The organism is Pseudomonas sp. JL3, assembly GCF_031570575.1.
Lineage (GTDB): Bacteria > Pseudomonadota > Gammaproteobacteria > Pseudomonadales > Pseudomonadaceae > Aquipseudomonas > Aquipseudomonas cucumis.
In genome coordinates this window covers 1-24,518 of record NZ_JAKWJK010000024.1, presented here as the reverse complement: position 1 = coordinate 24,518, position 24,518 = coordinate 1, and the positions used below count along the sequence as shown (strand labels likewise).

The window sequence follows — 24,518 nt, the reverse complement described above, 5'->3', positions numbered from 1 at the left end:
TGTGTGCTGCGGCCTCTTGCCGCAGCACAAAATAACGAAGGGCTATAGTGCGGAAAATAACGACGATTATTTCCAATGGTTTTTGAAAATAGTCTGAACTAAATCCGTGAACCGCCACTCAGAGATACTGAATGGCTGGTGAAGCCCTTCGATGCTCCTATGTTGTGTTAAGTGTTGGCAGATATCTGGACCCCGCCCTAGCGGTCCGGAACTTGAACCCCGGAACTTCTCCCTCCCCATATGAAGTCCGGGGTTTTTTTTGCCTGGCTTTTTTCCCTGCAAGCCTTATTCGGCAGTCTCGCTGCCCTTGTCCGCCAGTTCCATCCAGCCCGCCAATACAGTGTAGGCGTCTTCCAGGCCCATTCGTTTCGGCGCCGAAAACAGCTGGATAGTGATCGTATCGCCCCAGCCCTTGCGGATTTCCGCCTGAACCTTGAGCAGCACGTTTTTCGCCGCGCCATAGGTCAGCTTGTCTGCCTTGGTCAGCAAAATATGCATCGGCATGCCACTGGCCATGGCCCAATCGAGCATCAGCAGGTCGAAGTCAGTCATTGGATGACGGATGTCCATCATCAGAATCAAACCTTTCAAACTCTCGCGACCGCCCAGATAGGCTTCGAGGTGACGCTGCCAGTGCAGCTTCAACGGGATCGGTACTTTCGCGTAACCGTAACCCGGCAGGTCGACCAGACGGCGTTCATCGTCTAGCTTGAAGAAGTTCAACAGCTGTGTGCGCCCCGGTGTTTTCGAGGTCCGCGCCAGGCTGGCGTGCGTCAGAGTGTTCAACGCGCTGGATTTGCCGGCGTTGGAACGCCCGGCGAAGGCCACTTCAAAGCCTTCGTCGTCGGGGCATTGATCGACTTTGGCGGCGCTGAGCATGAAGGTGGACTGTTGGCACAGACCGAGGATGGGGTTCTTGAGTTGCATGGGATTTCCGATGTGGGCGGCGCCGGGAATGGACGCGGCAAGCAGTGTCGTTTCCGTTTCAGTGACGCCAGTATATAATGCCGCAGATTTTGTGTGCGCTTTGTCCCAGCGTAGGATGAAGTTCACGAGAGCGATTAACCTTGATTGCGCATTAGAACGCAGCACGCTCTCAACCCTGAAAAGGTCGTTTTATGACGAAATGGCTGCTAGCTGCCGGTGTCTTGATGCCGCTTTACAGCGCTCAGGCTACACAGGATCCGGAAGCTGTGTACAACCGTGTTTGTGGTGCCTGTCATTCCGGCCAACTACCCATGGCGCCTCGCAAGGGCGATCAGGAAGCTTGGACGCCGAGGTTGGCGAAAGGTATGGAGACGCTGGTGCAACACGTGACCCAGGGTTTCAAGGCGATGCCGCCGCGTGGTTTGTGCATGGACTGCAGTGCCGAGGATTACCGAGCCATCATCCACTGGATGAGCGAGTAAACCCGGCCCATAACTCTTTAACCCTTAGCCGTAGTTGGATTAGCTGATGAACAAATTGATCGTGAGTCTGCTGTTGACCGTGGGGATCTCCGGCATTGCCCATGCTGCAGGTGATGCGACTGCTGGTCAGGCGAAAGCCGCAGTATGTGGCGCCTGTCATGGCCCGGATGGCAATAGCATGGCGCCTAACTTTCCGAAACTGGCAGGTCAGGGCGAGCGTTATCTGAACAAGCAGCTGCACGACATCAAGTCCGGCAAACGCACGGTACTGGAAATGACCGGCCTGCTGACCAATCTGAGTGATCAGGATCTGGCTGATATCGCCGCCTACTACGCCAGCCAGAAAGGCAGCGTCGGCGCCGCCGATCCGAAAGTCGTGGCTCGCGGTGAAGCACTGTTCCGTGGTGGCGATCTGGCCAAGGGCCTGCCTTCTTGCACCGGCTGCCATTCGCCTAATGGCACCGGCAACGCCGCAGCGGGCTTCCCGCATCTGGGCGGGCAACACGCTCAATATGTCGCCAAGCAACTGACCGAATTCCGCAAGGAAGAAGGCGGCCGCACCAACGACGGCGACACCAAACCGATGCAGAGCATCGCTAAAAAGCTGAGCGACGAAGATATCGCCGCAGTCTCCAGCTATATTCAAGGCTTGCACTAAGGCCTGTGATCGAGTGTTGTGAGTGGTGTACATCTCTTGCAACGTTAACACTCGATTAATCCGTCGATGCAAACATAAAAAGGGTAGCTTTGGCTGCCCTTTTTTGTGGCCGCTGCCGTTACACTACAAACTCAAGCCCGCCAGGATCTGTCTGAAAACAGGTCGCGCGAGGCGACCCAATTGTCCAGGAGTAAAGCATGCGTAATCTGATCATCAGCGCCGCGCTCGTCGCTGCCAGCCTGTTCGGCATGACTGCCCAAGCCGCCGAAAAACCTGAAGCGCCCTATGTCGAGCTGAGCAATCCGGTCCCGGTGGCCGTGCCTGGCAAGATCGAAGTCGTGGAGCTGTTCTGGTACGGCTGCCCGCATTGCTATGCCTTCGAACCTGTTGTTAACCCATGGGCTGAAAAGCTGCCTTCGGATGTGAACTTCGTGCGCATTCCGGCCATGTTTGGCGGCCCTTGGGACGCACACGGCCAAATGTTCCTGACCCTCGAAGCCATGGGTGTCGAGAGCAAGGTGCACGCGGCAGTTTTCGAGGCGATTCAGAAAGAACACAAGAAACTGACCGACAAAGAAGACATGGCCGACTTCCTGGCGACCCAAGGTGTAGACAAGGACAAGTTCCTGGCCACCTTCGACTCCTTCGCTATCAAGGGCCAGATCAACAAAGCCAAAGAGCTTGCCAAGAAATATGAAATCTCCGGCGTGCCTACCATGGTCGTCAACGGTAAGTATCGCTTTGACATCGGCTCTGCTGGCGGAGCTGAACAAGCGCTCAAACTGGCCGACCAACTGGTTGCCAAAGAGCGAGCGGCAACCAAGGCCGTCGCCAACTAAGCGCGGCACCTGCCATGCGCCGCTGGGGAACTGAACGCATCGTTGGCCTGCATCACCCGCGGGTCAACGAGCATCACCTGGAATCGACGGGGTTGCCCGTGGACAACCGTCTGCGTTTGCTCAGTTTCAATATCCAGGTCGGTATCAGTACCGAGCGCTATCGGCACTATCTGACCCGCGGCTGGCAGCATCTGCTGCCGCACACCGGGCGCGCCGACAACCTGCAAAAAATCGGTAATCTGCTGGGTGACTTCGATCTGGTCGCCTTGCAGGAAGCCGATGGCGGCAGCCTGCGATCAGGCTACGTCAATCAGGTCGAACACCTGGCGCAGCTCGGCGCCTTCCCTTATTGGTATCAACAACTCAATCGCAATCTCGGTCATCTCGGCCAGCACAGCAATGGCGTGCTCAGCCGCCTGCGCCCGTGGGCGATCGAAGATCATCCACTGCCAGGACCCAAGGGTCGCGGGGCCATTCTGGTGCGCTTCGGCGAAGGTCCGGAGGCACTCGTGGTGGTGATGATGCACCTGGCGCTGGGCGCTCGCGCCCGGAGCATGCAACTGGCTTACATCCGCGAGTTGATCGGCGGCTATAAACACCAGGTGCTGATGGGCGATATGAATACCCATGCCAGTGACTTGCTGCAAAACTCCCCGTTGCGTGATTTAGGCCTGCTCGCGCCGCAACTGGAAGCGACCTTTCCCAGCTGGCGCCCACAGCGCTGCCTGGACCATATTCTGCTCAGCCCCACCCTGACCCTTGAAAAGGTCGAAGTGCTGGCACATCCCATTTCCGATCACCTGCCGGTCGCGGTAGAGATTCGTCTGCCGGGTTCGCTCACGGCTGATGCATTGCCCGCGTTGAGTCCTGCCTGAATGAGCGACGAAGTACAGCGCTGGAAAGAGAAATACCTCAAAAGCATCGAACAACAAGAAAAACTGGAACGTCGATGGGACGCCCGGCTTGATCTGCTGCGTCGTGGGTTGGTGCGCAGCACCCTGGCCGCAGAAGGTACTGATCGCGCCGTTGATCAATGCATGAAGGAAATGCGCGAAGTCGTGCGCACCGATGACATGGACGCCGGCCTGGCTGCCTTGCTGCCACGCCTGGAAAAAGCCGTGCTCGACTCTGAGCAACGCAGGGAAACCCGGGTCGATCAAGTCAGTGCCGCCCTGACGGCACTGGTCTCTCAGTTGCAAGCACTGCCTTTGCCCCGGGAAGTGAGCCGGCCGCTGAAAAATTTCGCCAAGCAGCTGGACGGACGCGTAGGCCAGGCCCGTGAAATCCCGTTGCTGCTCAGCGAGCTGAGCGGCTTGCAAGGCAAAGCCTTGAGCCTGTTGGAGAACCCGGTAGAGCCCGGTCGCCCGGGTTTGCTGCAGCGCCTGTTCGGTAACCGGGAAGCGGATGAAATCGCGCCAAAGATCGCCGCCCCTGAATTGCCAATACCTGCCCCGAAACCCGTCGAACCGGTTGCAGTACCGCTGGCCGCGCGCCCACACGCAACAGTCAATCTCGCGCCAGTGGCGGACGACCCCCAAGGGGTGATGCCAACCGTTGAAGCCACCCTGCCTGCTATTGCGTCTCCTGAGCCAGTGGAAATTCCGGCACCCACTTCAGCAACGGTCACCGCAGCTGAAATCGTGGCATTCGAACCGCCCGTGCTGGAGCCAGAAACGACGAGTGGCCACACCCCAGAGCTACACATCCCGTCGAACATTGAACAACTGCAAGAGCCGGCTCCATCGTTCGCCATACCCGCCACTCAGGCTCCGCCGGCAATCAACCCAGACGAACTGATCCCGGCAGCCGTCGATCCGCAACTGCCTGAACACGACATTCTGTATGCCCTGCCGGACTCGCCTGAACCGTCCTACAGCTCTGTGGCCAAGCACATCGAAGATACCCTTCTGGGCCTTCTCGACGACCTGACGCTGCCCGAGCGTCATCGACCGCAAGCCGAAACAATGCGCCATCGCCTCCAAAACGGCTTGAACTGGTATGAACTGCTGCCCATCCTCGATGATCTGGCAACCTTGATGCTGGCCATTACCGACAGCGGCCAGCACGAATTCGAAGCGTATCTACAGCACCTCAACGAACGCCTCGAGTCATTTCAGAGCAATCTGCAGGCCGCCAGCGAAGGCCACGCCGACAACAGCTCTGCCGCGCGCGCGATGGACACGCAGATTCGCGAACAAGTCGACGGCTTGCAAAGCAGCATGCAGGAGGCAGCGGACCTTGATGATCTCAAGCATATGCTGGAAAACCATCTCGAAGGCCTGCTCGGTACGATGGATCAGCACCAGAAGCAACGCGACGAACGTGAGAAGGAAGTAGCCGCCCGCCTGCAAAGCCTGGCCGAAAGGGTTGCTCACATGGAGCAGGAAGCCCTGGGCTACCGCGAGCATCTCGAAGAGCAGCGCCAGAAGGCCTTGATCGATCCCTTGACCGGCCTGCCGAATCGAGCAGCCTGGAGCGAACGCCTGGAGCACGAAATCGGTCAATGGAAACAACATGGCAATACCCTGTTGCTGGCAATGCTTGACCTCGACCATTTCAAACGCATCAATGACAACTATGGCCATCTGGCGGGCGACAAGGTGCTGAAAATCATCGCCAACGTGCTGCGCAAGCGTCTGCGCGGAACAGACTTCATTGCCAGGTTTGGCGGCGAGGAATTCGTGCTGCTGATGCCAGCCACACTACCGATGGCTGGCGCGAAACTACTGGAAACATTGCGCGCATCGATCGAAGCCTGCCCGTTTCACTTCAAGGGTGAGCGAGTCACCATCACTATTTCCATGGGGCTGACTGCCTTCAGACCGGGCGAACATAGCGATCTTGTGCTTAAAAGAGCTGATCAGGCGCTATATCGGGCGAAAAATACCGGACGAAATCGAGTAGAACTGGGCTGATAGCCAATTGTTCCATTTTGTTTAAAGGAGCATTTTGCCGTCAGCGCCGCAAGGCAATACGTTACACTGTTGCATTATTGTCTCGCGTGTATTGCCCTTGCCATGAAATGTCTCGTTCTTATTGCGTCCCTGCTTCTATTAGCCGGTTGTGCCAGTGGCCCCCGAATCGATACCAGCCACGTTTCAGCCAATCACGACAGTCGCATTCAGTTCGTGGTGATGCATTACACCTCCGCATCCCTGGAGACCTCGCTGCAATTGCTGACCCATGGCGAGGTCAGCAGCCACTACCTGATTAGCGACGACAAGCGCGCCACTATATATAAGCTAATGGATGAAAATTTCCGGGCCTGGCACGCTGGCGAAAGCGAATGGCAAGGCCGGACCTGGTTGAACTCCAGTTCCATTGGCATCGAGATCGTCAATCAGGGCTTTGAGGACACCCCGAACGGGCGTCTTTGGTATCCCTACAGCGAAGCCCAGATTCAGTCGATGATCTTTCTGCTCAAAGACATCAGCAAGCGTCAAGGCATCAGCCCTCGCCATATCATTGGCCATAGCGACATCGCACCGATGCGCAAACTTGACCCCGGCCCGCTGTTTCCCTGGAAGCGCCTGGCTGCCGAAGGCCTGGGGATCTGGCCGGACGAGCAGGCCGTGGCGCGCCAGCAAGCCCAGTTCGCGGTGCAATTACCCAGCATCAGTTGGTTTCAGGGGCAGCTTGCCCGCCTGGGCTACGCCACGCCGCAAACCGGCGAACTGGATGTAGAGACACGTAATGTGCTGGCAGCCTTTCAGCTGCATTTTCGCCCTTCCCGTTTCGACGGTACACCGGACGCACAAACCGCGGCGATTCTTCAGGTGTTGAATCAGACAAAATAATGACGCCCGCCCGACGGTCAGCGCTTTTTCCAAATCAGCAGCTATAACTCATTGGTAATTCTTCGGATATTCCATGATGCCTGCTGCTCGGGAGAGACTGCATAGCTGGTTCTATCGCCCTTGGTTTTTGGCGATGCTGGCTACTGCCTTGAGCGCAACGCTTCTGACGGTCGGCAGTTTGTTCGTGGCGATGCATCAGGTCGAGCATAACGAGAGCCAGGAAATGAATGCCCAAGGTGAGCGCTTCCTCGCCCGCCTGGAGCAACTGTTCGGACAGCTGCGCGAAAGCCTCGATGACCTGGAAGCCCAGCCGCTGCGAGGTTGCGATGATGACATGATCGCCACCCTGCAGCAGGTCAGCTTCAATTACCGCTTCGTTTATGAAGCCGCTTATATGGACACTTCGCGAATCTGCTCCAACCGCCCCCGCCAGGAAGGGGTGTCGCTGATCCGACCGCCGGACATCAAGGGCCCCACCTACAGCTATTGGCTCAACACCACCACCGAACCCGATGAGAACCGCGCCGCACTGATGCTTGGGCGTGGCAATTTCCGGGTGGCGACGTCCCGCGGGCATTTGACCGACATGGTCGATCTGTCTCCGGGGAGCAGCCTGTTGGTGGTGCTCGACCACGGCACCCGGGCGATTCCGGTACTCGGTGTCGCGCAGGCCTGGCCCCCCGCGGAACCCTGGCCCCCGAAAAGCCCCAATGCGCTGCAAGTCACCCATACCCGCCTGATTTACCGAATGCCCACTAACACCCCCGAATACCAACTGGTACTGATCACCCCACGCACTGGAATGCATGTACCGGCGGTATGGTGGTGGCTACTGCCGGCCAGCCTGGCGCTGAGTGCCTGTGTCGGCATTCTGGTGTTTTTGCTGGTACGCCAGCGTCAATCGCTGGATGCCGAACTGCAAGGCGCCATGCGGCGAGGCGAGTTACAGGTGTTGTATCAACCGATCTTCGACCTCGACAGCCGCAACTGCGTCGGTGCCGAAGCCCTGCTGCGCTGGCGAAGGCCGGACGGCACGCTGACCAGTCCCGACCTGTTCATTCCGATGGCGGAGAATACCGGCCAGATCCGCCAGATGACCGACTTCGTATTACAACGCCTGCTTGAACAGCTCGGGCAACTGTTGCGGTCCAACCCGCAGCTGTACATCTCGGTCAACCTGGCGGCCTGCGATGTCATGGTGCCGCGTATCGGTCAGGTGATGGCGCGCCTGCTGAGCGTGCACCGAGTGGCGGCCAGGCAGATTGCCTTTGAAGTGACCGAGCGCGGATTGGTGGATGTGGTGGTGGCCAGAGAAAACCTGCAAGCCCTGCGGGATGTAGGGCATCAGGTGCTGATCGACGACTTTGGCACCGGCTATTGCAGCCTCGCCTACCTGCAAACCTTACCGGTGGACTGCTTGAAAATCGACAAGGCGTTTATCGACGCGCTGGGCCATGATGCCGCCAGCAGCGGCGTGGCACCGCACATCATTCGCATGGCTCAGGCTCTGCAACTCAAAGTGATTGCGGAAGGTATCGAACACGAAGCCCAAGCGGTGTTTCTGAGCAGCGAAGGGGTGAAGTTCGGTCAGGGCTGGCTGTTCGCCCACGCACTGAGCGCCGTGCAGTTCATCGAACTGATTACCCGTGGCCGTCGATTGAGCACACGACGTCTGGATGACGAAGCCTGAGAAGGTTCCGGTTTATATCGCCAGCGCCATGTAGAACTGCGTCCCCTGCCCCGGCCGCGAGTAAACACCCATCCGCCCGCCATGCAGCTGCACGATTTCCTTGCACAGCGCCAGACCCAGGCCGGCACCGCCCTTTTTGCGGCCGACCTGAACAAAGGGCTCGAAGATCCGTCCTTGCTGGCCGTAGGCAATGCCTTCGCCGTTGTCCTCGACGCTGATAATCATCCGCTCACCATGGCGCCGGGCCTGCAAACGGATCAGTCCGTCGTGGGAGGTATGACGCAAGGCATTGTCGATCAAGTTGTCGAGCACCCTTTCCAGTTGCGCCTGATCAGCTTGCAGACGCGGCAACGGTCCCTGCACTTCCACCAGCAGCTCAATCCCCTTCTCCTGCGCCGAGCTGGCAAAACGTGTCTGTGCCTGATCCAGCAAGTCTTCGATGGAGCACGGTGCCAAGGTGAGTTTTTGCAAGCCGTTTTGATAGCGAGAGAAATTCAGCAGGTCGTTGATCAACTGCATCAAGCGCTGCATTTCTTCGTTGACAGTGTCCAACAGGTCGGCTTCGCGGGAGTCTTCGGCAAAATGCGTCCGCTCGCGGAACAGGCCGAATGCCATGTGCATCCCGGTAACCGGTGTGCGCAACTCATGGGAGGCGCGCAAGACGAACTCGCTGCGTACCCGTTCGAAGGCGCGCTGTTCGGTGACGTCATGCAACACCATCACAGCGCCGAGAATATGGCCCTGGGTATGGCTGACCGGCGTCAGGCTATACGTCAGCAATCGCGACTCCCCATCAACCTCGATGCTCAAGTCGTCCGGCGCGCGTTCCAGCGTGCCGCCGCGCAATACCAGTTGCAGTTGTTCATCCAGCTCGGGACGCTCAAGCGCCGTGCCCAGACCTTGGCCGAGACGCTCGGTATCCCAGCCTAATTGGCGCTGAGCCACGGGATTGAGGTGCTCGAGATGACCTTGGCGATCAATGATCAGCAAACCGTCGTCGATGCTGTCGAGCACCGCTTGCAAACGTTGCTGACCGGCGAGCAGCTCGTCGATATTGGTAGCTTGGTGCTCACGCAGTGCCTCGGCCATGATGCCGAAACGGCGGGTCAGTTGGTTCATTTCCACCGCGGAGGAAATCGGCAGGGTCACTTCGAAATTACCCTGGCCGATGTTGTCGGCCGCCGCGGCCAAGGCCTCGATCGGTGCCCCGAACCGCCGGGCGATCGCATGGGCGGTAATGAACCCGATAAACAACACCGCCACCCCGACCAACCCAAGCAGGCCGGCAATCAACAGTGCCCGCTCCCGGGCCTTGCGTTCGATCTCAGTGATGTTTTCCAGTGCGCGCTTCTGTTCAGAGATCAAACCGTTACGCAACGCGTTGAATTTTTCCGTGAGACCCTCGGTATCATTGACTACCTGTACCGGAGCGCGGGAAAGATCAAAGGCCTGCAACAAGTTCTGATAATCAGCCTTGGCCTTTTTGAAACCATACTGGGTATCCTCGCTGGACAGCTCGCGAGCAATGCCTTCGTCAAGCAATTCAAGGGCGTGTTGCCTGGATGCCTCGAACGCCGCAGGGTCAGAGTTTTCGTCAAGCACGATGATCAGTTGATCACCCAGGGTCTGACGCAGCTTCAAGCCCAGATCCAGCCTGACGAAGTTGTCACGGATCAAGGCTTCCTGAGTCCCTGCCATCTGCATCACGCTGACCAGTCCGAGCAAAAGCCCAAGCAGCGCCACGGTGATCAGCGCGGAAATACTCAGAAACAGCCGGGTGCGCAACGTCATCGCCAGTTTCATCAGTTACGACTCACAGGTTGTACTGCTTGCGTTTGCGGTACAGGGTCGAGGCATCGATACCCAGGGTCTTGGCCGCCTGATCCAGGGTGTCGGCCGTGGCGAGAACCGCGCCAATGTGAGCTTTTTCCAGTTCATCCAGGCTCAGCGCAGCACCAATGCGTGGCGTGTGGTTGGTCGGGGTCTCGGCCATGCCCAAGTGGCTGAGTTCTACCCGCTCCTGCGGACAAATGATGCTCGCGCGCTCCACCACGTTGCGCAGCTCGCGAATGTTGCCCGGCCAGCGGTAGCTCAGCAGCGCTTCGCGGGCCTCGTCGCTGAAACAGCGGGCCGGACGCGAGTACTCCTTGACGAAGCGCGCCAGGAAACGGTCAGCCAGGTTCAGAATATCTTCCCTGCGCTCACGAAGCGGCGGCAGGTGCAACGTGATGACGTTCAGGCGATAGAGCAAGTCCTCACGAAAACGGCCCTCGCGAACCATGTCTTCCAGGTTGAGGTTAGTGGCTGCGAGGATTCGCACGTCGGCGCGACGGGTCACCGGGTCGCCCACGCGTTCGTATTCCTTGTCCTGAATGAAACGCAGCAATTTGGGCTGCAAGGTCAAAGGAAAGTCGCCGATCTCGTCGAGAAACAACGTCCCGCCGTCGGCCTGATTGACACGACCCAAGGTGCTTTCGCTGGCACCGGTAAATGCGCCACGGCTGTGGCCGAAAAGCTCGCTGTCCATTAATTCGGCAGTCAGGGATGGGCAATTGATGGTGACGCAGGATTTCTTCTGGCGTTTACTCCAGCCGTGAATCGCCCGTGACAGCTCACCTTTACCGGTGCCGGATTCGCCGAGAAGCAGGATATTGGCGTCGGTGCTGGCGACCTGGCGCGCGGTTTCGAGCACCACTTTCATGGCCGGACTGTGGGAGTCCAGCCCCTCCTTGGGTTTGCGCACTTCGCCTTCGAGGGCTTCCAGTCGCGCCGAGAGTTGCCGTACTTCCAGCTGTTTGGCAGTGGCCAGACGCAACTGGTCGGGGCTGCAAGGCTTGACCAGATAGTCGGCGGCACCGGCCTGAATCGCATCCACGGCAGTGTCCACGGCCGAGTGAGCAGTGACGATCACCACCCGCATCCACGGTGCCTGGATGCGCATCTGGGCCAATACATCGAGCCCATTGTCTTCACCCAGGCGCAAATCGAGGAAGCACAAATCGAAAACCTGGCGCTGCAACAAGGCTTCGGCCTGAGCAGCGCTGGTCGCGGTGGCCACGCTATAGCCTTCGTCTTCGAGGCAATAGCGAAAGGTTCGGAGGATGGCGGACTCGTCGTCCACCAGAAGAATGCGGCCTTGATGCTCAGTGGCTGATTCCATGTTCCTACGCTCCTTTAATTGTTGAATTTTGGTTATGCCCGAAAAAATCGGGCAACTTGCATGATTGATTGTGGCCGATTTCAGCCATATCAGCGGAGCTATCTACTTCGCCACAAGATAACTCACTGATTTATTTAATTTTTTATTAATGAACCGTTCTTCGGCGATTGCCTGCGTCCCTTTCTGACATCCGCGCCCTTCGTTCAATTCCAAAAATATTGAAAGTTTCGGCGAATTCATCGTGCATTACGCACGGCCTTGAATGGGCCATCGTGCAGGATGCGTCCAAACCGATTTTCACATATCAGTTAACTCATTGATTTCAATCGTATTAAACCCGACAAAAAGGTGGCATGCAGGCTGCAAGTGTCTGAGTAATCAGGGCATTTAATAAATCAGTGCCCGCCAACTACCCACAGTGGGAGGACTTCAGGATGACTCGCCAAGGTGCCGCCCAATTGCGTATTTCGCCATTGCATATTCAGCAAGGCTTGTTCGCCCTGCTGGCATTGTTGATCACCTTTATTGGCGGCCAGCAGTTCTTGCGTTGGGAGCAGAGCCAGCAGCCAGAGACGCCGCACCTGTCGATTCCACCTCCCCCCCAAACCCACTTCAGCGCCGTCAGCAACCAGGCTGACAGCGACTCGATGCGAATGATGGACGTCGACCAGGCCCAGCCTGTGGACGAGACACCTCAGGAGCGTTGGGTGTTTTAAGCAAACGAACTTGGCGCGCTCAACGCGCCGGGAAAAGCACCACAAGCAACACCTTCAAATAGAAGCGTAAGGAGTATCACCATGTTGAGCTGGGCAATCACATTCTTGATCATTGCCATCATCGCTGCAGTATTGGGCTTCGGTGGTATCGCGGGCACCGCCACGGGTATCGCCAAGATTCTCTTTGTCGTATTCCTGGTGATGTTCATTGCTTCCTTCTTCTTTGGCCGCCGTGGTCGAGGCTGAACATGAGCATTTCGTTAAAGACAGTGGCAGCCGCCCTGCTTCTGGGCGGCAGTGCCATGGCAATGGCGGCCAATGATGGCCAGATGCGGGCCAATGAGTTGCTCACTGCAGACCCGCAGTACCGGGAAACCTGGCAAGGCGTTGTGAAGAAAGAAGAACGCCTGCCGGAATGGGTGATGAACCTGTCCGGCGATGCCGAGCAAATGAATGCCGTCGAAGAGGATGGCGACAAGTATGTGGTCGGACCGCTCTGCGAAACCCGGCAGACATGTCTGAACAAACGCTTGATCGTGGCATTCAGCTTCGACAAAAAGGATGCCTACGCCATGCTGGTCGAAGTGCCAGCGGGCCTGCCGGCCGACAAGTCGCCCACGCGACATGCCGATTACCGCTTCCTCGGCAAGGCGGACGACGGCATGCAGAAGTTGTTGATGGAGCAACTGAAGAAAGATCCGAATTGGTACTGAGTTTCGAATGAAAGAGGCAACAGCGCTTCTTTCCACTGCGCTACCCGAGGACGGTAGACGCATGACCAAGGGGTCGGGACGTTCTGACTGCTTCAGGGTCGGAGTGACCTACGGGTACAGGGAGTACCTGCGCAAGGGCCAGGTCAGGTAAAGCTGCGACGCAAGTTCGCCGGGGCCAGGGCGGCTCGACGGACTTGCGGAGAGCTTCAGCGTGCAAAACGTTGATCTAGAGCACTCTGCTCATCTGTTCTTGCTGCATATTCTCCGCAAAACCGTTTCGCGGTGTTTCTTCGTGACCGTATATCGAGAAAGCTCCGACCTTATCTAGAAGATAATTCGCCGCCAAACGTAGTCCTTTTCCCAAATTTACGCCTATTTAAAAAACATCGACCTGCGCTGAAATGGCCGGTTCACGGCACTTATGCCCGCGTAAATGTCGTATTCGAACCGCTTGGGACGTGGGTTTCAGTTGGAAAATCTCATGCCGATTCGGCATAGGGTAGGCGTTTACGGCATTAGACGGCGCTTCCCCGCATCGGAATAGTTGCGCCTTTTTCGCTGCCTGAGAGCTGTAAATGCTCGCTCGCGGGGACCTTATACGGGGGCAATGCAAGACGTATTCGCCATTGAGCGTTTCAGTTCATGCATCAGCCTGAGTCAAACGCAAGTAAGGGTAAAGATATGAAGAAGGCAAAGCTTAGCCTCGCCTGGCAGATCCTCATCGGTCTGGTTCTGGGGATAGCAATTGGTGCACTGCTCAACCATTTCAGTGCCGAAAAAGCCTGGTGGATCAGCAACGTGCTGCAACCGGCAGGCGATATCTTTATCCGTCTGATCAAGATGATCGTGATCCCGATCGTGATCTCCTCGCTGATCGTCGGCATTGCCGGCGTGGGCGACGCGAAGAAACTCGGTCGCATCGGTCTGAAGACCATCATTTACTTCGAGATCGTCACCACCATCGCCATTCTGGTCGGTCTGGTGTTGGCCAACGTGGTCCATCCGGGCACCGGCATCGACATGAGCACCCTGGGTACGGTGGATATTTCCAAGTACCAGGCCACTGCCGCCGAGGTCCAGCATGAACATGCGTTCATCCAGACCATTCTCAACCTGATCCCGTCCAACATCTTCGCGGCCATGGCCCGCGGCGAGATGCTGCCGATCATCTTCTTCTCTGTGTTGTTCGGTCTCGGTCTGTCGAGCCTGCAATCGGACCTGCGCGAGCCGCTGGTGAAGATGTTCCAGGGCGTATCGGAAAGCATGTTCAAGGTCACCCACATGATCATGAACTACGCCCCGATCGGCGTGTTCGCATTGATCGCGGTGACCGTGGCCAACTTCGGCTTCGCCTCTCTGCTGCCGCTGGCCAAATTGGTCGTTCTGGTTTACTTCGCCATCGCCTTCTTCGCCTTTGTGGTGCTGGGCCTGATCGCTCGCCTGTTCGGCTTCTCGGTGATCAAGCTGATGCGCATCTTCAAGGATGAGCTGGTCCTGGCTTACTCCACCGCCAGTTCCGAAACCGTGCTGCCGCGCGTGATCGAGAAGATGGAAGCCTATGGCGCGCCGAAAGCCATTTGCAGTTTCGTGGTACCGACCGGCTACTCGTTCAACCTCGACGGTTCGACCCTGTACCAGAGCATCGCGGCGATCTTCATTGCCCAGCTCTACGGCATCGACCTGTCGATCAGCCAACAGTTGCTGCTGGTGCTGACGCTGATGGTCACCTCCAAAGGCATCGCCGGCGTACCGGGTGTGTCCTTCGTGGTACTGCTGGCCACTTTGGGCAGCGTTGGTATTCCGCTGGAAGGCTTAGCGTTCATCGCCGGTGTCGACCGCATCATGGACATGGCCCGTACCGCGCTGAACGTGATTGGTAATGCCTTGGCCGTGCTGGTCATCGCACGTTGGGAAGGTATGTACGACGACGCCAAGGGCGAGCGCTACTGGAACTCCCTGCCGCACTGGCGCAGCAAGGAAAAATTGCCGGTTGGCGAGATTTCCAGTAACTGATACGAAACCCTGTGGGAGCAGGCAAGCCCGCTCCCACAAAGGGCCTCAAACAAACCCCGGAGAAATCCGGGGTTTGTCGTTTCTGGCTACCCCGCTATCATTCGCCGCATCTTCCGGGGGATTTGACTGATGCTTAATGGCCTGTGGCTTGGCTTCTTCATCGTGGCGGCCGTTTCGGCGCTGGCGCAATGGCTGATCGGCGGTAACGCCGGGATCTTTGCGGCGATGGTGGAGAGCATTTTCGCCATGGCTAAATTGTCGGTCGAGGTCATGATCCTGCTGTTCGGCACCCTCACCCTCTGGCTGGGGTTTCTGCGGATCGCGGAAAAGGCAGGAATCGTCGAATGGCTGGCCAAGGCGCTGGGCCCGCTGTTCCTGCGCCTGATGCCGGAAGTGCCGCCCGGGCATCCGGCCATCGGTCTGATCACCCTCAACTTCGCCGCCAATGGCCTGGGCCTGGACAACGCCGCCACGCCGATCGGCCTCAAGGCCATGCGTGCGTTGCAAGACATCAACCCCAGCGACACCATCGCCAGCAACGCGCAGATCCTCTTTCTGGTGCTCAACGCCTCCTCCCTGACCCTGCTGCCGGTGACGATCTTCATGTACCGCGCCCAGCAAGGCGCGCCCGATCCGACCCTGGTGTTCCTGCCGATTCTGCTCGCGACCAGTTGCTCGACCCTGGTTGGCCTGTTGTCGGTGGCGTTCATGCAGCGTCTGCGCCTGTGGGACCCGGTGGTGCTCGCCTACCTGATTCCCGGTGCCCTGGCCCTCGGCGCCTTCATGGCGCTGCTGGCGACGCTCTCGGCGACCGCTCTGGCGAGCCTGTCATCGATCCTCGGCAACCTGACGCTGTTCGGGCTGATCATGCTGTTTCTGGTGATCGGCGCATTACGCAAAGTGAAGGTCTACGAGGCGTTCATTGAAGGCGCGAAAGAAGGCTTCGAGGTGGCCAAGAACCTGCTGCCGTATCTGGTGGCGATGCTGTGTGCCGTAGGCGTGCTGCGAGCATCCGGGGCGCTGGATTTCGGTCTGGACGGGATTCGGCATCTGGTGGAGTGGGCCGGTTGGGACACGCGCTTCGTCGATGCGCTGCCGACGGCCATGGTCAAACCCTTCTCCGGCAGCGCCGCACGGGCAATGCTGATCGAAACCATGAAGACATCCGGGGTCGACAGCTTCCCGGCACTGGTGGCGGCGACGCTCCAGGGCAGTACCGAAACGACCTTCTATGTGTTGGCGGTGTACTTCGGCGCGGTGGGCATTCAGCGTGCACGGCATGCGGTGGGGTGTGCGTTGCTGGCGGAGTTGGCGGGTGTTCTTGGCGCGATCGGGGTTTGTTACTGGTTCTTCGGCTAACCGAGAACCCTGTGGGAGCGAGCCTGCTCGCCCCCACATTGATGTGTGTAGGTCTTCAAGGCCTCAGCGGCGGCGCAACCTTCTGACCTTGCTCCACCGTCCAGGCCACCACTTGCGCCGTCAATTGGTCGCTGGCCAGGCCAAAACCGGTCACCACCGCCGGCACCTTCACATCGCTCAACGGCTGACGCACTTCAAAGCGCCGGCTGGCGAAGATTCGCTGGTCATACCCACGCACCAGCAACGCATCCATGCGCACGACCACACTCGCCACCGTGCCCTGGTACTCGGTCTGGAATGCTTGCAGGTTGCCGCCCAGTTCCAGGTCCGCCTGGAAATTACTGTCATCGGTGCTGAGCAACGGCACACGACCGTCACGCTGGAAACCATCGAGCAGACGATTGCGCAACAGCACCGGTGCCGGGTCGCTCCAGCGTGAAGCCTTGTAGCTGCTGATCAGGTCACCCTGAGGGATGACGGCGATTTTCGGGTTGTTCAAGGCTTCGCTGGCCTGAGGCTTGGCCACCCGCAACGACCAGCGCTGCGGCGTGCCGTGATGGGCCGGTGCGTTGCTCTGTGCCGACGGCAGTCGATAGACATCGGACGGCTCGGTCTTGGGGAAAATCGAACAGGACGCGACCAATGCAAAACCGGCGAGGAGGGCGAGATGAGCCAGCTTCATGGCGTGAACTCCTTGTTTTTATCACTGCCCAGCAGGTAACCGCTGGGGTTGGCCTCAAGTCGCTGGGAAATGGTCCGCAACGAACTCAAGGTATCGCGCAGCTCACGCACCGCCGGTGCCAGGCCATTGAAGCCCTGCATGCCGCTGTTGAGGGAGTCCTGATTGGCGGAGAGCAACGTGTTGATGGTGGCGCTGCTCTGTTCCAGGGACTTCATGGCTTGCTCGGCACTGCCGAACATCTGCTTGCCCTGATCGTTGAGCAGGCCGTTGGCGTTGCGCATCAACGCGGTGGTCTGTTCCAGGGTGGCGCTGGCCTGCTTGCCAACCGAAGCCAGTTGCTGCATCGCCTGACGAATGTCGCCGCGCTGGTCGGCGATGGTGCCGGTGGTTTGCTCCAAGTGCTCCAGGGTCTTGCTGATGCTCGCGACGTTCTCCGAGGAAAACAACTGATTGGCGTTGTGCATCAACACGTTCACGCCCGCCATCAGATCGTTGCTGTCATTCATCAACCGGGCAATGGGCGAGGGCGATGCAACGATTGTCGGCAAATTACCATCCTTGCCCTTGAGCGTCGGACTTTGCGGCGTGCCGCCGCTGAGCTGGATGATCGAGGTCCCGGTGATCCCGGTCAGCGCCAGTTTGGCCTGGGTGTCTTCTTTGATCGGAGTGTCTCCGCCCAAGCGAATCCGCGCCAACACCCGGCGCGGATCGTTCGGGTCCAGGCGCAGCGTTACCACGTCGCCGACCTTGATCCCGCTGTACTGCACGGCGCTGCCCTTGGACAGGCCGCTGACCGCCTCGTTGAAGACGATTTCGTAATCCTTGAATTCGGTATCGACGCTGGACTTGGCCAGCCACAGACCGAAGAGCAGGGCGCCTGCCACCACTATGACGGTGAACAGGCCGATCAATACGTGATGGGCTCGGGTTTCCATGTCAGACCTCGTTGAGCTGGTTAGCGGCCGTCATGGCCGCGCGGCCGCGAGGGCCATGGAAGTATTCGTGAATCCACGCATCATCGGTTTCCGACACTTTGTCGATGGCGTCCGCCACCAGCACTTTCTTCTGCGCCAGCACTGCCACCCGGTCGGTGATGGTGTAGAGCGTGTCGAGGTCGTGGGTCACCAGAAACACACTCAGGCCCAAGGCATCGCGCAGGGTCAGGATCAGTTGATCGAAGCCTGCGGCGCCAATCGGATCGAGGCCGGCGGTGGGCTCGTCCAAAAACAGGATGTCCGGGTCCAGCGCCAGTGCTCGGGCCAGGGCCGCGCGCTTGATCATGCCACCGGACAGCGAAGCCGGGTATTTGTCGGCCGCCGACAACGGCAGCCCGGCCAACGCCAGTTTCACCGCCGCCAGGTGCTCGGCGTCGGCACGGCTCAGGCCGGCGTGTTCAATCAGGGGCAGGGCGACGTTCTCGGTCACGGTGAGCGAAGAGAACAAGGCACCTTTCTGGAACAACACACCAAACCGCCGTTCGACCAGCGAGCGCTCGTGTTCCGACAGACTCGGCAAGTTCTTGCCGAAGACCTTCACCAGCCCTTCGCTGGGCTGACGCAGGCCGACAATGCTGCGCAGCAGCACCGATTTGCCGCTGCCGGAACCGCCGACCACCGCCAGAATCTCGCCCTTGTACAAGTCCAGGTCGAGGTTCTCGTGCACGCTCTGGCGGCCGAAGCGATTGCACAGACCGCGGACTTCAATCACCGCCTCTGAAGGCGCTCGGGGTAAACGACTCACCAGTCCATCTCCATGAAAAACAACGCAGCCACAGCATCGAGCACAATCACCACGAAAATCGACTGCACCACACTGGACGTGGTGTGCGCGCCGACAGACTCGGCGCTGCCGCTGACCTTGAAGCCCTCGAGGCAGCCGATGGCGGCAATCAGGAACGCAAATATCGGCGCTTTGACGATCCCCACCAGAAAGTGCTGAACGCCGATGTCCGATTGCAGCAGTGACAGGAACATCGCCGGCGAGATATCCAGCGACAGCGCACAGACTACGCCACCGCCGACAATCCCTGACACCATCGCCAGAAAGGTCAGCATCGGCAGCGCCACCAGCAACGCCAGGACGCGGGGTACTACCAGCAACTCCATCGGGTCGAGGCCGAGGGTGCGGATCGCGTCGATTTCTTCGTTGGCCTTCATCGAACCGATCTGCGCGGTGAACGCACTGGCAGTACGGCCCGCCATCAGGATCGCCGTGAGCAACACGCCGAACTCCCGCAGAAAAGAGAACGCCACCAGGTCCACGGTGAAAATACTCGCGCCGAAACTCGCCAACACCGTCGCCCCGAGAAATGCCACCACAGCCCCCACCAGAAAGGTCAGCAGGGCGACGATGGGGGCGGCGTCGAGGCCGGTCTGTTCGATGTGCGCGACCATCGGGGTAATACGCCAGCGCTTGGGCCGAAACAGCCCGCGAGCGATGGTCTCCAGGATCAGGCCGATGAAACCCAACAGTTGCAGCGTGTCCTGCCAGATTGCGTCGACCGCACGGCCGATGCGGGTCAGCAGTTGAATGCCGACGCTGATTTCCGGCTCTTTGATCGGCACGCAGAAATCGGTCAGCGAGCAGTACACCGTCTGCAACAAGGCGCGATCAGCGGAAGAAAGGGTGCACTCGGGGTGTTCGGCAGATTTGCCCAGACGCTCGGCCCCCAGCAACTCCACCAACAATGACGCACCCGCCGTATCGAGCGCGCCGAGGCCATTGAGATCGATGTGGGTGTCGTTGTCGTATTGGCCACGCAGCTTTTCGCTCAGGCGGCTGAGATCGGCGTAATGGGCGAGTGTCCAGTCACCCGTGACCCGCAACAGGGCAGGGCTGTGGGAGGTGTCCAGTTGGGCACTGCCGGGCAATGTGCTGCTAGTCATAAGCTCCGTGCTTGTTCGGCTATTACGCAGATCTGACTAATAGCACGAACCGCGTTACTTTTCTTTGACGGGTGTGCTGTCCAGGACCTTGAAGCGCAGAACGCCGATCAGTTGGCCGTCTTCAGTGAGCACCCGAACCTGCCATTTGCCCGCGGGGTTACCGGGGAAGTTCTGCTTGTGGGTCCAGGCGCGGTAGCCTTCCTTGCGCCCGCCGTGGATGTCCAGAGGAATACGGTCGACCTCTTTACCGTTGAATATCCAGACGTGGTAGATCCGCTCGGCCAGCCCCCGCGGAGCGTTGATTGCGGTGTACGCGTACAGCCCACCGCCGCGAATCTGCTCGGCGCTGACTTCTTCCAGGCTCTTGCCGGGGGTTCGATCCTGCATTTGGGTGCTGATCGCCACATCGGTCATCCACAGGGTCGCCGGCGGAACCCAGGAGCGCAGAACCCAACCGGCGGCGCCGATGCCGACAGTGATGCTGAGGATCGCCAACGCATTGCGCACGGTGCGAATCGGGAAGATCGAGGCCAGGCTCGGGAACGACAGCACCATGGCAATGCCCAACGCCAGCTTGAAACTCTGGGCGGTGGTCAGGTGCAGGATGACGGGCAGGGCGGTCAGCAGGGCCGCGAACAGGGTCAGGGTGTGCAGCGCCAGGAACGCCCAGCGGCGCGGTGCCAGCCATTTGTAGTAGAGCGGGTCGATGATCGAAATCAGCGCCGCCATGCTCAGTAATCCCGTGAAGAACAACTGACCGCTGTTCCAGGTGGTGGTGATTAAAAAGAACGGCAGGACGAAGAACAGGCTTTCCTGATGGATCATCTGCGTCGCATAACGCAGCAGGGGCTGGGGTATTTCGCGCTTGAATACCCTGGCAAACAGCTTGGTGAGGCTGTTTTCCAGCATCAGCCAGACCCAACTGATCAGCATGATGGTGGTGATCCACGTCGCCAGACCTTGTTGGCGATCCACCAGCATGAAACTGCCGACCCCGGAGATGAAACCGCCAAGCGCAATGACCCCGGGATAGCGCTTCATCAATTCGAGGATGCGCTGTACGTACAGGGTCAGATTCGGCATTCGGCGATTCACAATAGTCGTGGGAAAAATCCTCGACAGGGTACCGCCCGAGAGGTCCTGTGACGAGGGGGCTTGCCCCAATGCCGGTAAGTTAAGAAATTTGAGCGACGAAAATTCTGTGGGAGCGAGGCTTGCCACAGGGAACGCTTACTTTCTGCGATGGAAGCGCCAGCTCAGCAATCCAAGCACCATCAAGCCAAATCCCCCGACAATCGCCCACATCACCTGGTCATAACTCATCAGCGGCTTCTCGATCCGCAGATACCCCGGCTGCAGCAGCAACTCACGCATTGCCTTGTTCGCCTCGGCCAGTGTCACGTCTTGCAGTGCCTTGGCCGGGTTGACGAAATGGCCGTCCTCGTAGTCGCCGAGGGCGCTCCAGTAATAGTCCGCCAGGGCGCTGTTACCTTGCACGGCCCAGGCCTGGCGAGCGATGGCGGCTTGCTTGAGACGGGCGAAGGTGGCGGCGTCGAGACCGTTCTTGAGCAGATCGGCTTTAAGCTCATCCAGCACCTGTTCCGCTGCCAGCACGTCGTCGCGATCAAGGTCGGCGTTCAGGCTCATGAAGCCCACCCCGCCAAATACCTCGCGCTCAGCCGAGGGACCATAGGACAGCCCATGGGCCAGGCGCAATTGGCGATAGAGCGCCCAATCGAGATAGTCCTTGAGCAGGTCGAAGGTTTCGTCGTGCTGATCTTCCAGCACCGGTTCCGGCACCAGCCAGTGCAACTTGGCACCGCCACCGACGAAACCGTTACTCAAATTGCGCTCGTGGGCCGCGCTGGCCTGAATGTCTGGCAGCGGCAGGTGAGCGCTAGGCTCAACCGCTTCGAGTGCGCCATAGGCCCGTTCCAGATAGGCCGGCAGCAGGCGGTCGAGATCGCCGACCACGATCAGGGTCATGTTATTGGGCGCGTACCAGTCCTCGCGCACCTTCTCCAATTGCTCGCGGGTCAGGTGATCGACTTGCGCGCGCTCGGGGCATTTGAGGCCCAGCTCCACCGCCAACTGATTACTCGCGGTATGGCCCAGGTCCTGGCGATCCAGCCAGCGCTGCAGGTGCGAGTAATGGCCACCGTCTTCGCGCTCGACCACTTGCTTGGCGACGTTGATCGCATTGTCGTCGATACGGGTCTGGGTCAGCAGCGCCAACAACAGGTCGAGGACCTTGCGCTGGTTTTTCGCCGGGGCTTCGATGACGAAGGTCGTGTCGGCATTACTGGTATAGGCATTCCACTCACCGCCCAATGCCTGCATGCGCTCTTCCAGACCGCCTTCGCCGGTGGCGTCGATGCCGCTGAACAGCAAGTGTTCGAGCAGATGCGGGAGTTCCTTGTCGGCGCAGCTGAAATCATCCAGGCCCACGCCAACCACCAACCGGATCGCCACATGCCCGCGCTCAGTACCCGGTTTGAGGACCAATTGCAGGCCGTTGCGCAAGGTGTAGCCCTCGACCTGAAAGCGATCCAGGGCAAATGAAGGCAGTGAACCGAGCAACAGACAAGCGAACAGCAGACAACGCATAACAAGTTTCCGTACGGCCAGCGTAAGTTCAACAGACTTCAGGCAACTGTGGACGTTCAGGGTGAATGCGTGATGTCAGTCATATCGTCGACCGCCAGAGCGCCAGTATCCGAAGTGCCCAACACCGCATAAGCGCTGCTGCAGAACAGCGAATTCAAGCGTCTCATGTCGGCAATCAGTTCCAGGTGCAGCGAACTGGTCTCGATACTTTGTACGATCTTACGGTTTAAACGGCTGACATGAGCATGGGCCAGGCGGCGTTCCTGTGCGCGAAAGCGACGTTTCTCACGCAGTAACTGGCGAGCACTTTCCGGGTCGGCACTGAGGAACACCGACAACCCCAGACGCAGGTTGGCAATCAGCTGACTGTGCAGCCCCGCCAACTCCTCCAGGCCCACCTCGGAAAAAGACCGGCGTTGCGAGGTTTTCTGCTGCTGAACCTTGCGCAGCATGCGTTCGATCAGGTCGCTGGAGAGTTTCAGGTTGATCGCCAGCTCAATGGTTTCCGCCCAGCGCCGGCTGTCCTGCTCGCTGAGGTCTTCGCGGGGCATTTGCGCCAGATAGAGTTTGATGGCGCTGTAGAGCGCTTCGACATCATCGGTCAGGCGACGAATTTCCTGGGTAACGGCGGTCTGTTTGCCACGCAGCACGTCGAGCATGGCTTCGAGCATGCTGTCGACCAGATCGCCGATGCGCAGGGTTTCCCGGGCGGCATTGGCCAGTGCCAGACTGGGTGTGACCAAGGCTGTCGGGTCAAGATGCCGCGGTTTGGCCGTGCCATTGATGTCCGGCCGCTCCGGTAGCAACCACGCACAGAGCCTGGCCATCAGCTCGACGCTGGGCAACAGGATCAGGCAGCGCGCGGTGTTGTAGAGCAGGTGAAAGCCGATGACCATTTCCTGAGCACTGAAGTTGAAGCTGTCGATCCAGTGCACCAACGGGTCGAGGACCGGAATGATCAGCAGCAGGCCAATCAGTTTGTACAACAGGCTGCCGAGCGCCACCTGACGGCCGGCCGCGTTCTGCATGCTGGTGCTGAGGAAGGCGAGAATGCCGCTGCCGATGTTGGCGCCGATCACCAGGCCGATGGCCACTGGCAGACTGATCACGCTGGCACCGGCGAGAGTCGCGGTCAGCAAAACGGCGGCCAGGCTGGAGTAGGAAACCATCGCGAACAGCGCGCCGACCAAGGCATCGAGCAGAATGTCGCCGGTCAAAGAGGCGAAGATGACCTTCACCCCTTGCGCCTGAGTGATCGGCGCGGCCGCTTCGACGATCAGCTGTAGCGCCAGAATGATCAGCCCCAGCCCGATGCTGACCCGCCCCATCTGCCCGACCCGGGTTTGCTTGCGCGACAGAAAGAAAATCACCCCAAGAAAAATCAGCAACGGCGACAGCCACGACAAGTCGAGGGTCAGTACCCGCGCCATCAGGGCGGTACCCACGTCGGCACCGAGCATGGTTGCCAAGGCTGGCGTCAGCGCCATCAGGCCCTGACCGACAAACGAGGTGACGAGCATGGCGGTGGCATTGCTGCTCTGAACCATGGCGGTCACCATGATCCCGGCGAGAAACGCCAGCCAGCGTCTGGACATGTTATGGGCGATGACGTGGCGCAGGTTGGAACCATAAACCCGCAGGATGCCGGTTCGGACGATATGCGTGCCCCAGATCAACAAGGCCACGGCCGATAACAAATTGAGCAGGGTGAGCATGCAGGCCCCCTGTGGTGGTAGCGCCCCAGTGGGGCAAGTTGACGGTGCCGCGTTCTTCTACGTTCTGTACTTAAGCTGTAGTTGGCTAACGGTCTGGACGCCAGCATCGCATAGCTAAAGAAATGATTGAAACAAAACTGTCATGAAAACAGCTTGCTGTAGAGCAGAGAAAGGGGGCGTCCAGGTAGTCACAAATACCAGCTCGTTGAGCAAACAAATGTGGGAGCGAACCTGCCTGTAATTGAATGGACTCGCCCACGCCGAGGCGTCTATGC

Annotated in this window: 22 protein-coding genes; 12 read left to right on the top strand and 10 right to left on the bottom strand. The window is 59.0% G+C overall.

What is annotated here, in order from left to right; genetic code table 11:
- Nucleotides 1-285 precede the first annotated feature (285 nt).
- Nucleotides 286-927, bottom strand: a complete 642-nt coding sequence (yihA, locus tag MMG91_RS26565; RefSeq protein ID WP_305504011.1) for a ribosome biogenesis GTP-binding protein YihA/YsxC — start codon at nt 925-927, stop codon at nt 286-288.
- A 191-nt stretch (nt 928-1,118) separates the two neighbouring features.
- Between yihA and MMG91_RS26560 the strand changes: the two genes are divergently transcribed.
- From MMG91_RS26560 to MMG91_RS26530, 7 genes are all read left to right on the top strand, one after another.
- Entirely contained in the window at nt 1,119-1,409 is a 291-nt protein-coding gene (locus MMG91_RS26560; protein ID WP_038980343.1) for a cytochrome c5 family protein, read from the top strand.
- A gap of 46 nt (nt 1,410-1,455) precedes the next feature.
- Nucleotides 1,456-2,067 (top strand): cytochrome c4, encoded by a 612-nt coding sequence (locus MMG91_RS26555; RefSeq protein ID WP_310661204.1) that lies wholly within the window; start codon nt 1,456-1,458, stop codon nt 2,065-2,067.
- Nucleotides 2,068-2,264: 197 nt separating this feature from the next.
- Complete coding sequence (gene dsbA / locus MMG91_RS26550) at nt 2,265-2,906, top strand: thiol:disulfide interchange protein DsbA (RefSeq protein WP_310661203.1); 642 nt, start codon at nt 2,265-2,267, stop codon at nt 2,904-2,906.
- 14 nt (nt 2,907-2,920) lie between these two features.
- Nucleotides 2,921-3,781, top strand: a complete 861-nt coding sequence (locus MMG91_RS26545; RefSeq protein ID WP_305424432.1) for an endonuclease/exonuclease/phosphatase family protein — start codon at nt 2,921-2,923, stop codon at nt 3,779-3,781.
- On the top strand, nt 3,782-5,821 hold the full coding sequence (locus MMG91_RS26540) for a diguanylate cyclase (RefSeq protein WP_310661202.1): 2,040 nt from the start codon (nt 3,782-3,784) through the stop codon (nt 5,819-5,821).
- Nucleotides 5,822-5,923: 102 nt separating this feature from the next.
- On the top strand, nt 5,924-6,703 hold the full coding sequence (locus MMG91_RS26535; protein ID WP_305449888.1) for an N-acetylmuramoyl-L-alanine amidase: 780 nt from the start codon (nt 5,924-5,926) through the stop codon (nt 6,701-6,703).
- Nucleotides 6,704-6,776: 73 nt separating this feature from the next.
- Nucleotides 6,777-8,393, top strand: a complete 1,617-nt coding sequence (locus MMG91_RS26530) for an EAL domain-containing protein (protein WP_305447642.1) — start codon at nt 6,777-6,779, stop codon at nt 8,391-8,393.
- Nucleotides 8,394-8,405: 12 nt separating this feature from the next.
- On the opposite strand, the gene MMG91_RS26525 is transcribed toward MMG91_RS26530, so the two are convergent.
- Entirely contained in the window at nt 8,406-10,196 is a 1,791-nt protein-coding gene (locus MMG91_RS26525) for an ATP-binding protein (RefSeq protein WP_310661201.1), read from the bottom strand.
- A gap of 10 nt (nt 10,197-10,206) precedes the next feature.
- Entirely contained in the window at nt 10,207-11,553 is a 1,347-nt protein-coding gene (gene algB / locus MMG91_RS26520) for a sigma-54-dependent response regulator transcription factor AlgB (protein ID WP_305504007.1), read from the bottom strand.
- Nucleotides 11,554-11,987: 434 nt separating this feature from the next.
- On the opposite strand from algB, the gene MMG91_RS26515 reads away from it, so the two are divergent.
- From MMG91_RS26515 to MMG91_RS26495, 5 genes are all read left to right on the top strand, one after another.
- Entirely contained in the window at nt 11,988-12,269 is a 282-nt protein-coding gene (locus MMG91_RS26515; RefSeq protein ID WP_310661200.1) for a hypothetical protein, read from the top strand.
- An 81-nt stretch (nt 12,270-12,350) separates the two neighbouring features.
- On the top strand, nt 12,351-12,515 hold the full coding sequence (locus MMG91_RS26510) for a DUF1328 domain-containing protein (protein WP_003177151.1): 165 nt from the start codon (nt 12,351-12,353) through the stop codon (nt 12,513-12,515).
- A gap of 2 nt (nt 12,516-12,517) precedes the next feature.
- Nucleotides 12,518-12,982: an inhibitor of vertebrate lysozyme family protein gene (locus MMG91_RS26505; protein WP_310661199.1), complete on the top strand. Its 465-nt coding sequence runs from the start codon at nt 12,518-12,520 to the stop codon at nt 12,980-12,982.
- A gap of 681 nt (nt 12,983-13,663) precedes the next feature.
- Nucleotides 13,664-14,995 carry a glutamate/aspartate:proton symporter GltP gene (gltP, locus tag MMG91_RS26500; protein WP_310661198.1) on the top strand — a complete coding sequence of 444 codons (1,332 nt, stop codon included), beginning with the start codon at nt 13,664-13,666 and terminating at the stop codon, nt 14,993-14,995.
- A gap of 129 nt (nt 14,996-15,124) precedes the next feature.
- Nucleotides 15,125-16,354, top strand: a complete 1,230-nt coding sequence (locus MMG91_RS26495) for a nucleoside recognition domain-containing protein (protein ID WP_310661197.1) — start codon at nt 15,125-15,127, stop codon at nt 16,352-16,354.
- A 55-nt stretch (nt 16,355-16,409) separates the two neighbouring features.
- Here the strand turns inward: MMG91_RS26495 and MMG91_RS26490 are convergent, their stop codons facing one another.
- The 7 genes from MMG91_RS26490 to MMG91_RS26460 all read right to left on the bottom strand — a co-directional run bounded on the left by MMG91_RS26490 (nt 16,410) and on the right by MMG91_RS26460 (nt 24,243).
- Nucleotides 16,410-17,036, bottom strand: coding sequence for an ABC-type transport auxiliary lipoprotein family protein (locus MMG91_RS26490; RefSeq protein WP_310661196.1), 627 nt, complete (start codon nt 17,034-17,036; stop codon nt 16,410-16,412).
- The gene (locus MMG91_RS26485; RefSeq protein WP_305504005.1) at nt 17,033-17,971 is read right to left on the bottom strand and encodes an MlaD family protein; all 939 of its coding nucleotides are present in this window, start codon (nt 17,969-17,971) and stop codon (nt 17,033-17,035) included. Before MMG91_RS26485 ends, MMG91_RS26490 begins: the two co-directional genes overlap by 4 nt.
- A gap of 1 nt (nt 17,972) precedes the next feature.
- Nucleotides 17,973-18,776, bottom strand: coding sequence for an ABC transporter ATP-binding protein (locus tag MMG91_RS26480; RefSeq protein ID WP_305447634.1), 804 nt, complete (start codon nt 18,774-18,776; stop codon nt 17,973-17,975).
- On the bottom strand, nt 18,773-19,921 hold the full coding sequence (locus tag MMG91_RS26475; protein WP_310661195.1) for an ABC transporter permease: 1,149 nt from the start codon (nt 19,919-19,921) through the stop codon (nt 18,773-18,775). The genes MMG91_RS26480 and MMG91_RS26475 overlap by 4 nt, the downstream gene beginning before the upstream one ends.
- 54 nt (nt 19,922-19,975) lie before the next feature.
- Nucleotides 19,976-21,004: a DUF5924 family protein gene (locus MMG91_RS26470; RefSeq protein ID WP_310661194.1), complete on the bottom strand. Its 1,029-nt coding sequence runs from the start codon at nt 21,002-21,004 to the stop codon at nt 19,976-19,978.
- A 147-nt stretch (nt 21,005-21,151) separates the two neighbouring features.
- Nucleotides 21,152-22,528: an insulinase family protein gene (locus MMG91_RS26465; protein WP_310661193.1), complete on the bottom strand. Its 1,377-nt coding sequence runs from the start codon at nt 22,526-22,528 to the stop codon at nt 21,152-21,154.
- Nucleotides 22,529-22,584: 56 nt separating this feature from the next.
- Entirely contained in the window at nt 22,585-24,243 is a 1,659-nt protein-coding gene (locus tag MMG91_RS26460) for a Na/Pi cotransporter family protein (protein ID WP_310661192.1), read from the bottom strand.
- Nucleotides 24,244-24,518: the final 275 nt, after the last annotated feature.